Here is a 14,821-nt window from a genome sequence, read left to right as displayed (position 1 = left end):
CAGGCCAATTTTGCATAGCGGGTCGCTGTACCGAAGCTGGGTTAGGATTATCTGAGCATAAGATGTCGAATAATTTCGGTGGCTGTCGCAGGCAGTCACGTCGCCGTGAAAAACAAGGAAGCAATGAATGAAGCGCCTACTTGCGAACACTTTAATGCTGGCCGGTGGCTTAACACTAGCGAGTCACTCTCTAGCGCTGGGGCTGGGTGAGCTGGAACTTGATTCCGCACTTAACCAGCCTTTGAAAGCGGAGATCGCCCTGGTTGAAGCGGAAGACCTATCGCAGTGGGAGATCAAACCCAAGCTGGCATCACCGCAAGATTTTGAAAATGCGGGTGTCGACCGGGTATTTTTCCTCACCAAAATCGATTTTAAAGTTGATGGCGACAAAATTGTTCTGTCTACTCGAGAGCCAGTGACAGAGCCATTTTTGAATTTCTTAGTTGAGCTGAATTGGCCGGCTGGTCGCGTGTTGCGCGAGTACACCGTGCTACTCGACCCACCGACCTTTGCTGATAACAGCGTGGCACCGTTGAGCGTGACCACGCCAGCTACGGTTGATACGGTGTATGTTGAGCAACCAAGTACGGAAACGGTAGAACAGACCGAAATCGTTACTACGGGTTCTTCAGTTGATCGACAGGATTGGACCCAGGAACCATCGGCTCCCGGTACCTATAAGGTTAAGCCAAACGATACCTTGTGGAATATTGCACTACAGAATCGCCCTGACCGCAGCGTGTCACCGCAGCGTATGATGGTTGCAATTCAGCAGGCGAATCCAGATGCCTTTATTGGCGGCAATATCAATCGCTTGAAAACCCACAAAGTGCTGCGCATCCCGGGTATTGATGAGGTCAATGCTATTGCAGAGCAGCAGGCGATGGCCGAAGTCGAGCGTCAAAACAAGGATTTAGGTGCCTCGGCGGCACAGTTGAGTGCTACTGGTCGGTCGACGTCGGCGGAGCCAACGTCAACGTCTCAAGGCGATGGTGAAGTGCGCTTACTGTCTCCCACTGAGAAGCAACGTGATATCGCTGGCAGTAGCGGCGAAGTCGCAAGCGACAGTGTTGGTGGCCGTGAGCAGGCCATTGAAAATGATTTGGCGCTGGCTAGGGAAGATCTGGACCGCAGTCGCCGTGAAAATCAGGAGTTGCGTGAACGCCTTGAAGCTCTTGAAAGTCAGATAGAAACTCTGCAGCGACTGATTACCTTAAAAGATGATCAGTTGGCCAATATGCAGCTGAGTGATGACACTGAAACGGCTGATGAAACCATGGAAATGGGTGGTGATCAGCAGATGATGGAGGACGACGAGGGCATGCCTTCTGATTCCTCCGTCAATCAACAAGACGAAGTTGATTTTAATTACACTGAACCGGCATCAGAAGTTACCCCTGAGCCGGAATATTCTCAGCCAGATGCTGAGGCATCGCCATCGGTAGAGGAGTTGGCAGCCGCCGAAGAACGGCGGCGCCAATTGGCGGAGCAAGCGGCGCGAGAGGCGCAGCGACGATCCGAGCCCTCTTTAATGGATACTCTTTTAAGCCCAGTCGTTCTGGGCATTACTGCGTTAGTGGTCTTGCTTTTGGGGTGGCTGGGTCTGCGGGCGGTTAAAAAGCGTAAAGAATCAGCAGCAGGTACAGAAGAAGCTCTAGAGATCCCTGCTTCGGAAATTGATATGCCAGCGGATGCGGGTCACATCGATGATTTCGATTTTGATGATGAGGAGTTGGATCAGGCGCCTGTTGATCTGACGTCCGCTGATGATGCGTCCGCGGATGAGTTTGATGCTGCTGAAGAAGGTGAAGATTTCAGTCCGGTAGCTCAGACTGAGGATGTCATTAGTGAGTCTGATATTTACATCGCTTATGGCAAGTTTGATCAGGCGGTAGAGCTTTTAACGGGAGCCATCGAAGAGGAATCGAGTCGTACCGACCTACGTCTTAAGCTGCTAGAAGTGCTAGTCGAAATGGACGACAGTCAAGCGTTTGCAGAAGCGGAAGGTGCTCTGAACTTGCTGGGCGATCACCAGGCTAATGACCAAGCGGCGCAAATGCGCTCGCGCTTGTCATCTCCGCAAGCACCAACGGGTTCTGCTGAACCTGACGTGCCAATGATGAGCTTGGATGACGATGTTCCTGAGCTGAGTGATTCTCTCGGCGATGAGTTTAATGACGGCTTGGATTTTGCTGATGCGCTGGAGTCTTCTGACTCTGATCTCGGTGATGACGATATGTTTGCTCCGTCAGCCAGTGCTGAGGATGGAGCAGCAGATGCTCTAGATTTCGACGCCTCGTTGGACTTTGGTTCCGATGACAGCTCAACTGCGGATACCGGATTGGAAGATGTTCCGACCCTGGATCTCGATGCTGATTTAGGTGAGTCGCTGGACTTCGATTTGGGTGATAGTGCTGGTGGCTTTGATGAAGAGCCTGCGATCGAAGAGTCTGCCTCCTCTGATTCTGAAGCCGGTGATGGCCTTGAGTTTGATCTCAGTGGTTTCGGGGAGAGTGATGATGAAGCCGGTGAGTTGGACACCTTAGAGCAGGCATTGGAAGGCAGCGCGGATCTAGATGAGTCGTTAGAGTTCGATTTAGGCTCGCTGCAGCAAGAAGATGACGCGCCTGATGAGGTCGTTGAACCAGCTCCGGCGACTGATAGCGGTGACGATAACGTACTGGACTTCTCGGTCGGTGATTTTGATCCGGAAGCCGGTCAAGAGGCTGACGGCTTAGCTGAGCTGGAAGCAGAATTGGAACAGTCCTCGTTTGATGCCAGTTCCTTGCCTGAAGTGGAGCCAGGTACAGAAGAAGTGACCGATGCCGGTGACTTTATGGCCGAGCTTGAAAGCATGTCTGAATCGGCGGGCAGCGATGCTGGTGATTTTGACCTGTCTGCGGATATGGCCGACCTTGATGGTGATCTGCAAGATTTTACTGCAGCCCAAGAAAATGAGCCTGAGGCCCCTGTTGCTGCAGCTGAAGCGCCGCAAGCGATGCCAGAAGAGGCGCCATCTGTCGGTGGTCGTGCAACCGATGACATCGATTTAGATGAGCTGGCGGCGGCCGATGACGAGTTTGACTTCCTGGCTGGCACAGATGAGTGCGCCACCAAGTTGGATCTTGCTCGTGCCTACATCGATATGGAAGATGCCGAAGGCGCTAAGGAATTGCTGCAGGAAGTATTGCAAGAAGGCAGTGATCAGCAGAAGCAGGAAGCTCGCAGCATGATGGATAAAATGAGCTAAATGTCAGAACAAAAACGCTATGCCGCCGTGGTGGAGTATAACGGTAGTTATTTCCACGGCTGGCAGCGTCAGAAACATCACGACGAACCTACCGTACAGGCCGCTCTTGAAGCGGCCATTTCTTTTGTCGCTAATCATGATATCAGTGTGGTGTGTGCCGGGCGCACCGATGCTGGTGTGCATGCTTGTCGGCAAGTCATTCATTTTGATACCCATGTGCAGCGCAGCGACTATGGCTGGCTGATGGGCATCAACACGCGCCTGCCCGTAGGAGTAGCGGTGCAATGGTTATCCGAAGTGGATTTGGATTTTCATGCCCGGTTTAACGCCTTTGGTCGTCACTACCGCTACCTCATTAATAACTCTGCCGTTAAACCAGCGCTGTTGCATGACCAAATGACTTGGTGTCGCCACCCTTTGGATGCAGATTTGATGCATGAGGCCGCGCAAGGATTGCTGGGCGAACATGACTTTAGCGCTTTTCGGGCGCGTGACTGTCAAGCTAAATCGCCGGTGAAAACCATGCATAAGGTGCAGGTGCGGCGTTTTGCCGATGTGATTGTGGTAGAGCTGCATGCCAGTGCTTTTTTGTATCATATGGTGCGCAACATCATCGGTGTGTTGATGCCCATAGGTCAGGCTCGTAAACCGATATCCTGGCTGGGTGAGGTGCTGGCCAGTGCTGACCGGCGCCAGGCTGGGGTGACGGCACCGCCCGAGGGGTTGTATTTTGTCGGTGTTGATTATCCCGAGCCACATAGTATTCCTTGTACGCCTGCAGGTCCCTTGATTGTTGCCCCGTTGCTGGATCATGATGACAGCCGTTAAGGCGAATGCATGGCAGGTAAGGTAAATAGTGGCAAGAACTCGAATTAAAGTGTGTGGGATTACCCGCATAGAAGACATCGTTGCGGTGGTGGAAGAGGGCGCGGATGCATTAGGGCTGGTGTTTTATCCGCCCAGTCCGCGTGCGGTGACTATTGATCAGGCCAAACAGCTGGTGGCATCGGTACCGGCTTTTGTTACCGTTACGGCGTTGTTTGTTAACCCGAACATAGAGCAGGTGCAGTCTGTTCTTGATCAGGTTAGAATTGATTTGCTTCAATTTCATGGTGACGAGGACGATGACTTCTGCAGTCAGTTCAAACACCCCTTCATTAAGGCATTACGTGTCCGGCAAACGTCGGATTTGGTGGCGTCATGCCTGCGCTTCCCAAGTGCACTGGCAGTCCTGCTAGATAGCTATAAGCCTGGGGTGCCTGGTGGTACAGGCGAGACCTTTGATTGGTCTTTAATCCCAGAGGATTTGCAAACTCCTGTGATTCTTGCCGGTGGGCTGAACCCTACTAATGTTGCCGCTGCTGTGCAGCAAGTTGCTCCATTTGCCGTTGATGTCAGCGGTGGTGTTGAGCAGGGTAAAGGCATTAAAGATCGCAGCAAAATACGTGCATTTATTAATGAGGTCTATCATGTCGACCAACAACGAAATCGATTTGAATCTTCCTGATGAGCGTGGCCATTTTGGCATTTTTGGCGGCCGTTTTGTTTCCGAAACATTGACGGCAGCGTTAGATGAGCTGCAACACACCTATCAAAAGCTAAAAAATGATCCGGATTTTTGGGCCGAGTTTGATCGCGATTTAGCCCATTATGTTGGCCGTCCATCGCCTTTGTATCATGCAGAACGATTATCGGCACACTGTGGTGGTGCGCAGATTTATTTAAAGCGTGAAGATCTGAATCATACTGGTGCCCATAAAATTAATAACACCATAGGCCAAGCTTTACTGGCCAAATATATGGGTAAAAAGAAGGTAATTGCCGAAACAGGCGCCGGTCAGCATGGTGTTGCATCGGCCACTGTAGCTGCACGCTTTGGGCTCGAGTGTAAGGTATTTATGGGCGCTGTTGATGTTGAGCGACAAAAGCTGAATGTCTATCGCATGAATCTACTGGGTGCAGAAGTTGAGGCCGTTGAATCCGGAACGCGCACATTAAAAGACGCCATGAATGAGGCTATGCGCCATTGGGTCACTCATGTGGACGACACCTTTTATATTATCGGCACTGCCGCGGGTCCGCATCCATACCCAATGTTGGTGCGCGATTTTCAGACCGTGATTGGCCGTGAAACTCAACGCCAAAGTCTTGAATTGATTGGCCGTCAGCCCGATGCCTTAGTTGCCTGCGTGGGCGGTGGCTCCAACGCGATTGGTTTATTTCATCCTTATATATCCCATCAGGAAACCGCCATGTTCGGCGTCGAAGCCGGCGGTTTGGGCCTTGACGGTGATCAACATGCAGCTCCGTTAAGCAAAGGTCGCCCGGGGGTGTTGCATGGTAATCGCACTTATCTGATGGAAGATGAGAATGGCCAAATTATGGGTACTCACTCGGTATCGGCGGGCCTGGATTATCCCGGTGTCGGACCTGAGCATGCGTGGTTAAAAGACATTGGTCGCACTCAATATGTTGCCGCTACCGACGATGAAGCGCTAAAAGCATTCCATGCATTAACGCAAATGGAAGGCATTATGCCGGCGTTGGAAAGCTCACACGCGGTGGCCTATGCGATGAAATTGGCCGCCACTATGAAGCCTGAGCAAAGCATTGTGGTGAACTTATCGGGCCGCGGTGATAAAGATATTCACACCGTAGCCAGTCTCGATGGCATTCACGCTTAAGGGTTAAAAGGGATAATTATGAGTCGTATTTCTGAAGTATTAACCCGGCTGAAACAGCAGGATCGCAAGGCGTTAATTCCTTACATCACCGCAGGTGACCCGAGCTTAGACGCCACTGTACCTATGATGCATGCGCTGGTTGGCGCGGGTGCTGACATTATCGAACTGGGCGTGCCTTTCTCTGATCCTATGGCCGATGGTCCGACCATTCAGTTGGCGTGTGAACGTGCGCTGGCACATGGCACGTCTTTGCGTCAGGTGTTGGCCATGGTGGCTGAGTTTCGCCAGCAAGACAGCTCAACGCCTATCGTGTTGATGGGCTATCTCAATCCGGTTGAGGCGATGGGCTACCAGACGTTTGTCGCTCAGGCAACGGAGGCTGGGGTAGACGGTGTGTTAATGGTAGATCTGCCGCCGGAGGAAGCCGATGGCATTGATCATCTGTTTACCGATGCTGGTCTGGATATGATTTACCTGATTGCGCCAACCACCACTGACGAGCGTATCGCCACAATTGGTCAGCGTGGCAGCGGTTACGTGTACTATGTGTCGCTGAAGGGCGTTACCGGCTCGGCAGCGTTAGATATCGATGATGTGGCCGCCAATTTGCAGCGTATTCGCCGTTATGTTGATGTGCCGGTTGGCGTTGGCTTTGGTATTCGTGATGGCGCCACCGCTGCCAAAATCGCAGCTGTCGCCGATGGTGTTATCGTTGGCAGTGCCATCGTCAATTTGATTGCTGAGCATGCTCAGCAGCCAGAGCAAGGACGTCAGCACGTGGCTCAGTTGGTAACTGATATGCGTCAGGCGCTGGATGGCTAATATGTCTCGAACCCTGCCTCAATGGTTGGATTATCTCGAGTCGCTTAACCCTCAGGTCATTGACCTGGGGTTGCAGCGGGTCACTGAGGTGGTCGACCGACTGCAATGTCGACGTCCAGCTGCGCTGACCATCTTGGTCGCGGGTACCAATGGCAAAGGCACTAGTTCTGCGTTGTTGGCTGCGTTATTGCGTGCCCAGGGCTTGACGGTCGGCGTGTATAGCTCACCTCATCTGCGTTATTACAATGAGCGTGTTTGCATCGATGGTGAGTGGATTTCAGATAGAGACCTAGTTGCTTCATTTGAACGAGTGGAGCAAGCCCGGGGTGATCTGGCGCTCACCTATTTTGAATTCGGTACCGTCAGTGCGCTGGAATACTTTGCTCGGCAGTCATTGGATGTGTGTGTGTTGGAAATCGGCCTTGGCGGTCGGCTCGACGCCGTTAATGTTGCCGAAGCAGACGTCACTTTGGTCACCAGTATTGGCTTGGATCATCAAGCCTGGCTGGGGGACACGGTGGAGCAGATCGCTTATGAAAAATGTGCCATCGCCAGGGCAGGTGTGCCGTTCGTGTGTGGTCAGCCGTTGCCTCCAAGTACCGCAAAAGAAACCGTCTTGAAGGCCCAAGGTCAGTGGTACGGTCGTGGTGAAGCCTTTGATATTGAGCGAAATGACGATGGTTATCGGTTGCGTTTTGATGATCATGGGCAGGAGCAATGTTGGCAGCTGCCTATGCCTAACATCCCTTATCATAATGTGGCAACAGCGATACAGGCATTAGCCTTAGTGCAGCGCTTACCGCCACACGATGTGTGTCAGCAGGTGGTGGGCGAGCTGACGGTTAACGGCCGTTTGCAGCGCTATCAATTCGATGACCAGCAGTGGCTGTTGGACGTGGCCCATAACCCCCAAGCGATGGCGCATTTGCAAAGCCAATTGCCTGAGGTCGATGGTGTGGTGTTTTCGGCCTTGGCCGATAAACCCGTTGCTGAGCTGTTGGCCAGTTTGCCTGCGCACAAGCAATTATTGCTGACTGGACTGGACGTTTATCGTGGTTTGTCGGTAGAACAGCTGCTTGAGTTGGCCGGTGATGCTGGGCGTGCAGCTAAGTGTTTTGCTACGGTCGCCGACGCCATGGCGTATGCTCGTCAACAAGGTGGTCGAAACTGGCTTGTCGCTGGCTCATTCTATACAGTGGAACAAGCACTCAATTGGCTGGATGAGCAGGCGCATGGAGCAACATCTTAAAAAACGCATTCTGGGTGCTTTGATTACCGTTATTGCGGTTGCCATTGTACTGCCGATTCTGCTTGATGGTGGTCGTGCAAAGTTACCCCTTGAGGCCGATATTCCGCCTATGCCGGTGGTCCAGGATTGGTCTGACGACAGCAGTGAGCGGCGGGTGCGCATAGAGCTGGAGCAGTTGGCCTCTGGTGAAAGTGCTAATGAGACGGCCATTGACGCGTCGCGGCAGGTTGAGCGCGATGATCCCGCAGTGCCTGGTATTCAAGGTGATCGTGGTGGAGTCGATGATCGTGATTTGCCTTATGCTTGGACGCTGCAGGTGGGGGCTTTTTCCAAACGCTTAAATGCTGAGCAGTTACGCCAGCAATTGCAACTCGACGGTTTCAAGAGTTACCTGGAGCAAGCGCCAGATGATGCTTGGGTCAGAGTCTATGTCGGGCCCGTGTTGCAGCGTGCCCAGGCAGAAAACTTGCAGCAGCAGCTGCGCGACAAGCTGCAGCAAAAAGACGTTTACATTAAGCGTTTTCGAGCACGCAGCTGAAACTGACTCTGTGGTCAGAAAATCCCGCTGCAGCCCCCGTCAATACTGGGTTTGTATGAATCCATCATGTCAAACCTGCTGACCTTTGATATACTGCGCGCTTTGCTAGCGCCGCCGTGTCGGCGCAGCTCACTTCTATGGCATAACAGTGGAAGCAAGCGTGCAGTCTATAGCAGTTATCGATTGGGTTTTGATGGTGATCGTGCTGGTTTCCAGCCTGATTAGTCTAAAACGCGGCTTCGTTCGTGAGGCGCTGTCACTGGCCAGTTGGATCATCGCTTTTGTCGTTGCGCGTCTTTTTAGTGGCAATTTAGCGACCTTGCTGGAGGGGCAAATTGATACCGCCTCGCTGCGCTGGATGATCGCCTTTCTTATCTTATTTGCTGGCACCGTGATTATTGGTGCATTGCTGAATCATCTGATTGTAGAGCTGGTAAAAGTAACTGGCTTAAGTGGTACGGATCGTGTGTTTGGCATGATCTTTGGGGCTGTGCGCGGCTTGTTGATCCTGGTCGCCGCCGTCTATGGTTTGCAGTATACCCTGGTGGTTGAAGACGCCTGGTATCAGCAGTCAGCTTTCATTCCTCACCTTGAATCGGTGGCTGATTGGGCGCGCAAAACGCTGCCTGCAGCCACTGAACGGGTGGAATGGTTTTCTCAGTAGTCCTTATTTGAGGTAAAGCGCACATGTGCGGAATAGTGGGCATTGTTGGTAAATCCCATGTCAACCAGGGCATTTATGATGCTCTGACAGTCTTGCAGCACCGTGGTCAGGATGCTGCTGGCATCGTCACCAGTTATCAAAACAAGCTGTTTTTGCGCAAGGATAACGGCTTGGTGCGCGATGTGTTTCGTACCCGCCATATGCAACGCCTGGTTGGAAAAATGGGCATTGGCCATGTGCGTTACCCAACTGCAGGTACCTCAAGTTCTGCTGAAGCGCAGCCGTTTTACGTTAACTCGCCCTACGGCATTACCCTGGCTCACAACGGCAATCTCACCAATGCTGAACAGCTGGCCCAGGATATTTACCGGGAAGATTTACGCCACGTAAATACCACCTCTGATTCTGAGGTGTTGCTGAATATCTTTGCTCATGAATTGCAGGTGCAGGGCAAAATTAAGCCAACGCCAGAAGTGATTTTTAATGCTGTACGCCGCGTGCACCAACGAGTGCGTGGTGGTTATGCCGTGGTGGCCATGATCAGTGGCTATGGAGTGGTTGCGTTTCGTGATCCCAATGGTATTAGGCCTGCGGTGTTTGGCAGTAAACAAACTGATGCCGGCACTGAATATATGGTGGCCTCTGAGTCGGTGGCTCTGGATGCACTGGAATTTAAGCTAGAACGGGATATCGCCCCCGGTGAGGCCATTGTTATCACCGAAGAAGGTGAGTTGCATACCAGCTTGTGTGCCGATAATACTCGTTTGACTCCGTGTCTTTTTGAGTACGTATACTTTGCTCGTCCAGATTCCATTATGGATGAAATGGCAGTGTACAAGGCGCGATTGCGTATGGGTGAAAAACTGGCTGAAAAAATCATGCGTGAACATCCTGAGCATGATATCGATGTGGTAATTCCGATTCCTGATACCAGTCGTTCCTCGGCGTTGGAGCTGGCGAAAAAACTCGGGGTTAAGTACCGCGAAGGGTTTATGAAAAACCGCTACATCGGTCGCACCTTTATTATGCCGGGTCAAACCCAGCGCAAAAAATCCGTTCGCCAAAAGCTAAATGCGTTGGATTTGGAGTTTCGCGGTAAAAACGTTTTGCTGGTCGATGACTCTATTGTGCGCGGCACCACTTGTGAGCAGATCATTGAGATGGCTCGTGATGCCGGCGCTAATAAAGTGTATTTTGCCTCGGCGGCACCGGCGGTGCGTTATCCCAACGTTTATGGCATTGATATGCCCGCTAAAGATGAATTTATTGCGCATGGTCGCAGCACCGAAGAGATTGCCGCAGACATTGGTGCAGATTGGTTGGTGTACCAGGATCTGCAGGATCTGATCGACTCTTGCCTAGAAGGCAGTAGCACCTCTGCGACGGCGTTTGATTGCTCGGTATTTGATGGCAAATACGTTACTGGTGATATCGATGATGCTTACTTTGAGCGTTTGCATGCGTTGCGTAGCGACAACAGTAAAAGCCGTTTGACGGTGGAAAACGTTGCCATCGATTTGCATAACGACGACAGCCCTGAAGGTCAGCTATGACGGATTACTCCGATCGTTACCCTGCGGATTTGCACGACGTTGAGTTTGATACTCTGGCGGTGCGAGCGGGGCAGCAACGCACTCATGAAGGAGAACACGCAGAAGCGTTATTTCCTACCAGTAGCTATGTTTTTCGTTCGGCTGCAGAAGCGGCTGCGCGTTTCTCTGGCGAAGACGAGGGTAACGTCTACTCGCGTTACACCAATCCCACGGTGCGTACCTTTGAAAAGCGTTTGGCTGCGTTAGAGCAGGGCGAGGCATGTGCTGCTACGGCGTCAGGCATGGCGGCCATTTATGCGGTATGTATGGCGCACTTACAGTCGGGCGATCATCTGGTGTCGTCGCGCAGTGTTTTTGGCAGCACCAATGTGCTGTTTGAAAAATTCCTGCGTAAATTTGGTGTTGAAATCAGCTATGTTGACCTTCTTGATTTAGACAGTTGGCGCGAGGCCATTCAAGACAACACCAGATTGTTGTTTTTGGAGTCGCCCTCCAACCCCGTGATTGAGATTGCTGATATTTCTGCTTTGGCTGATTTAGCTCATCAGCATCAGGCTTTGTTGGTGGTGGATAATTGTTTTTGCACACCGGCATTGCAGCAGCCATTGAAGCTGGGGGCCGACGTGGTCACGCATTCGGCGACCAAATACATCGATGGCCAGGGGCGCTGTGTCGGTGGTGCCGTGGTGGGCAGTGACGCATTAATTGAGCCGGTGGTCGGCGTATTGCGCTCGGCTGGCCCGACTATGAGTCCATTTAATGCGTGGGTGTTTACCAAGGGTCTAGAGACGCTGTCGCTGCGCATGAAAGCCCACTCTGACAATGCCTTGCAGTTAGCACAGTGGTTGCAGCAGCAGCCCGCTGTTTCGCGGGTTAATTATGCTGGGCTGCCAAGCCATCCGCAATTTGCCTTGGCGCAGCGCCAGCAGCGCTTGGGTGGCGGCGTGCTGTCGTTTGATGTGGTTGGCGGTCGTGATGCTGCTTGGAAAGTAGTAGATGCGACGCGCTTGATCTCGATTACAGCGAATTTGGGTGATGCTAAAACCACCATTACTCATCCAGCAACCACCACCCACAGCCGCTTGTCGCAACAGGAGCGTGATAACGCCGGAATAGGCGATGGCTTGTTGCGCATTGCGGTAGGGCTGGAGTCCGTCGACGATATTATTGCAGACTTGCAGCGGGGGCTGTCCGCGCTCTAGTTTGTAGGCTTACAGAAGCCAATAAAAAAGCCGCCAGTAAGGCGGCTTTTTTATTTATCGATTCGGCAATACGTCTTTTAATTTGTCACGCATTTTTCGAATCGCTGTTTCAGTTTCTTCCCAGCTGATACAACCATCGGTCACCGACAAGCCATACTCTAGATCATCTAAATTGGCAGGAATATTCTGGCGCCCGTGTTTGATATTGGATTCAACCATCAAGCCAATAATGGACTGGTTGCCTTCCAGAATTTGGTTGCTGACGTTATCCATCACCAGAGGCTGTAAGCCAGGGTCTTTATTGGAATTTTCATGGCTGCAGTCAATCATAATGTTTGGCACCAGATCGGCTTTATTGAGTGCCTGCTCGGCCAGAGATACATTGACCGAATCATAATTTGGTTTGCCGCCGCCGCCACGCAGCACTACGTGAGCGTATTGATTGCCCTTAGTGGACACCACGGAAACAGCACCGCTTTGGTCGATGCCCAGAAAGCGATGCGGGTTGGCCACGGATTTCAGTGCATTAACGGCCACTGTTAAGCTGCCATCGGTACCATTTTTAAAGCCAACCGCCGATGATAAACCAGATGCCATTTCGCGGTGGGTTTGTGATTCCGTGGTTCGTGCGCCAATCGCAGACCAGGCAATTAAATCCTGCAGATATTGCGGTGAAATAGGGTCCAGGGCTTCGGTTGATAGCGGCAGACCCATTTCGGCCAGATCCAGCAGTAATTGCCTTGCCCGATGCAGGCCGTCTTGAATTTTAAAGGTATCGTTCATGTAAGGGTCATTGATCATGCCTTTCCAGCCGACCGTGGTACGCGGCTTTTCGAAATAGACGCGCATGACCAAATACAGGGTGTCACTGACTTCTTCGGCCAGGTCTCGTAGACGAGCGGCATAATCGTGAGCGGCTTCAATATCGTGCACAGAGCAAGGGCCAACGACTAAAAAGATACGTTTATCCTTGCGATCGATAATATCTCGGATAACCTGACGCCCTTTTTGCACACTGGCGACGGCGCTATCGCTGATAGGCAGTTCGGCTTTTAGTTGATCTGGAGTGATCAGTGGAGAAAAGGACTCAATATTAAGATCTTCTACGCGGCTGTCGGACATGCTCGTTCCTAATTCATCACGGTAGCTCTAAGATAGCGTTTGATTATGACAAATGATGAAGTAAAAGCACACAATTCCCTTGCGCTTAATGCGGCTAAGCTACGTATTGGTTTACCTATGTGGTACATGGCTCAGTGGCGGGGTGAGCTGTTGCCGCCAGGCTGTGATCAAGGATCGGCATTGGGCTTTTATGCTCAGCAGTTTTCTACCATTGAGGGCAATACTACCTTTTATGGTCTGCCTTCCCAGGCTCGGGTCGAGCAATGGGCGCGCGCAGTACCTGATGATTTTCGCTTTGTGTTTAAACTCCCACGCATCATCAGTCACAGTCATAATTTGACGGTGGCCATTGAGCAATATGGCCATGAGTGGCAAACCTTTTGTGGCATATTAGGGCAAAAACTCGGCGTTGCTTTACTGCAGTTGCCGGCAGAATTTGGCCCGCAGCGTTTACCTGAGCTAATGGCGGCGCTGGATCAGTTACAGCAAATGACGGCCGTGAGTATTGCCGTTGAAGTCAGGCATCCCGAGTTCTATGCAAAAGGTGAAGCTGAGCGGGCGCTGTTACAAGGCTTGTCGCAACGCTGTGTTGATCGTGTTTGCTTTGATAGTCGTGGTCTCTTCCATGACTCCAGTGACAGTGCCGCGGTAAAAGATGCACAGTCTAAAAAACCACGCCTGCCGCTGCACCCTGTGGCGACTGGACAGCACCCTATCGTGCGCTTTATTGGTCACAGTGACTGGCGCCAAGACGATGTTTTTTTGCAGCAGTGGCACAACAAATTGGTTCAGTGGCAAAGCGAAGGCCGACGGCCGTATTTTTTTATCCACACTGCAGGCAATGACGATGTGCCGCAACGCGCCAATGCCATTTGTCAGCTTTGGCGTTTGCCGCAACTGCAGTGGCAGGCGCGCCAGCCTAGTTTGTTATAGCGTCAGAAAAATGCGTAGCGGGCACCAATGCCAAACAATATGGTCGCCAAAAGCGGGCGCAGAATTTGTTCGGGTACACGCCGGCTAATGTGGCTGCCGAGGTGAATGGCGGGCAGCGAGCCGATTAGCAGCGCGCCGAGCAAATAAAAGTCAACATTGCCCAGGTACATGTGAATCAGGCCGGCCGCCAACGTGAGCGGTACGGCATGAGCGATGTCAGTGCCAACGATCGAGGTGCTACGCAGCAGTGGGTACAACAGCATCAGAATGGCGGTGCCGATGGCGCCGGCGCCTACCGATGATAGGGTGACAAAAATGCCGAGAAAAACGCCCATGGTAATGGTGGCTGGCGTGCGTAAATGTCCCCATTGTCCTTGGCTATGCTGGCTGGCCCAGCGCTGGATTCGACTACGTCCTATGATAACCAGCGCCGTCAACAGCAGCATGATGCCCAAGGCGTTGCTCAGCACATGGCCGTAGGCGTCTGAGTCCTGAAAGACGCTGTTCAGTACTAATCCTGTCACTATGGAGGCAGGCAGGCTGCCCCAAGCGAGCAAACGTACCAGGCGCCATTCAACATGGCCTTGTTTGTGATGACTGAAAGCGCCGCCGGCTTTGGTCAAGGCGGCGTACATGAGGTCGGTACCGACAGCAATATGCGGTGGAAAACCAAACATCAGCAGCAAGGGTGTCATCAAGGCACCGCCGCCGATGCCGGTAATTCCAACAATGAGGCCAACCAATGCACCGGCTGCTATATATAACAAAATATCCATGAGTAATGGTCTAAAGTACTACTGGTGG

13 protein-coding genes are annotated in these 14,821 nt (G+C 52.0%); 11 read left to right on the top strand and 2 right to left on the bottom strand.

The genetic code is table 11. The features are described from left to right. Positions 1-127: 127 nt before the first annotated feature. The 10 genes from AC55FS_RS12150 to AC55FS_RS12105 all read left to right on the top strand — a co-directional run bounded on the left by AC55FS_RS12150 (position 128) and on the right by AC55FS_RS12105 (position 11,962). On the top strand, positions 128-3,250 hold the full coding sequence (locus AC55FS_RS12150) for a FimV/HubP family polar landmark protein (protein ID WP_496932520.1): 3,123 nt from the start codon (positions 128-130) through the stop codon (positions 3,248-3,250). Further along, positions 3,251-4,078 carry a tRNA pseudouridine(38-40) synthase TruA gene (gene truA, locus AC55FS_RS12145; RefSeq protein WP_496932519.1) on the top strand — a complete coding sequence of 276 codons (828 nt, stop codon included), beginning with the start codon at positions 3,251-3,253 and terminating at the stop codon, positions 4,076-4,078. A gap of 28 nt (positions 4,079-4,106) precedes the next feature. Further along, positions 4,107-4,757 (top strand): phosphoribosylanthranilate isomerase, encoded by a 651-nt coding sequence (locus AC55FS_RS12140; protein ID WP_496932518.1) that lies wholly within the window; start codon positions 4,107-4,109, stop codon positions 4,755-4,757. Further along, the gene (gene trpB, locus AC55FS_RS12135; protein WP_496932517.1) at positions 4,720-5,934 is read left to right on the top strand and encodes a tryptophan synthase subunit beta; all 1,215 of its coding nucleotides are present in this window, start codon (positions 4,720-4,722) and stop codon (positions 5,932-5,934) included. The genes AC55FS_RS12140 and trpB overlap by 38 nt, the downstream gene beginning before the upstream one ends. A gap of 18 nt (positions 5,935-5,952) precedes the next feature. Further along, a complete protein-coding gene (gene trpA / locus AC55FS_RS12130) occupies positions 5,953-6,756 on the top strand; it encodes a tryptophan synthase subunit alpha (protein ID WP_496932516.1) in 804 nt (267 codons plus the stop codon). 1 nt (position 6,757) lies between these two features. Then, complete coding sequence (locus tag AC55FS_RS12125) at positions 6,758-8,005, top strand: bifunctional folylpolyglutamate synthase/dihydrofolate synthase (protein ID WP_496932515.1); 1,248 nt, start codon at positions 6,758-6,760, stop codon at positions 8,003-8,005. Continuing rightward, positions 7,989-8,543: an SPOR domain-containing protein gene (locus AC55FS_RS12120; protein ID WP_496932514.1), complete on the top strand. Its 555-nt coding sequence runs from the start codon at positions 7,989-7,991 to the stop codon at positions 8,541-8,543. The genes AC55FS_RS12125 and AC55FS_RS12120 overlap by 17 nt, the downstream gene beginning before the upstream one ends. Positions 8,544-8,703: 160 nt before the next feature. Then, positions 8,704-9,207: a CvpA family protein gene (locus AC55FS_RS12115; RefSeq protein WP_496932513.1), complete on the top strand. Its 504-nt coding sequence runs from the start codon at positions 8,704-8,706 to the stop codon at positions 9,205-9,207. A gap of 23 nt (positions 9,208-9,230) precedes the next feature. Next, positions 9,231-10,760, top strand: coding sequence for an amidophosphoribosyltransferase (gene purF, locus AC55FS_RS12110; RefSeq protein ID WP_496932512.1), 1,530 nt, complete (start codon positions 9,231-9,233; stop codon positions 10,758-10,760). Next, the gene (locus AC55FS_RS12105) at positions 10,757-11,962 is read left to right on the top strand and encodes an O-succinylhomoserine sulfhydrylase (RefSeq protein WP_496932511.1); all 1,206 of its coding nucleotides are present in this window, start codon (positions 10,757-10,759) and stop codon (positions 11,960-11,962) included. The genes purF and AC55FS_RS12105 overlap by 4 nt, the downstream gene beginning before the upstream one ends. A gap of 54 nt (positions 11,963-12,016) precedes the next feature. On the opposite strand, the gene AC55FS_RS12100 is transcribed toward AC55FS_RS12105, so the two are convergent. Beyond that, positions 12,017-13,084 (bottom strand): 3-deoxy-7-phosphoheptulonate synthase, encoded by a 1,068-nt coding sequence (locus AC55FS_RS12100; protein ID WP_496932510.1) that lies wholly within the window; start codon positions 13,082-13,084, stop codon positions 12,017-12,019. Positions 13,085-13,129: 45 nt separating this feature from the next. Here AC55FS_RS12100 and AC55FS_RS12095 point away from each other — a divergent pair, with 45 nt between their 5' ends. Beyond that, positions 13,130-14,017, top strand: a complete 888-nt coding sequence (locus AC55FS_RS12095; RefSeq protein WP_496935966.1) for a DUF72 domain-containing protein — start codon at positions 13,130-13,132, stop codon at positions 14,015-14,017. Between the two features lie 2 nt (positions 14,018-14,019). On the opposite strand, the gene AC55FS_RS12090 is transcribed toward AC55FS_RS12095, so the two are convergent. Then, entirely contained in the window at positions 14,020-14,793 is a 774-nt protein-coding gene (locus tag AC55FS_RS12090) for a sulfite exporter TauE/SafE family protein (protein WP_496932509.1), read from the bottom strand. Positions 14,794-14,821 lie beyond the last annotated feature (28 nt).

This window comes from Bacterioplanes sp. CLAM21 (assembly GCF_059641015.1).
This window is presented reverse-complemented; position numbering and strand designations above follow the sequence as displayed.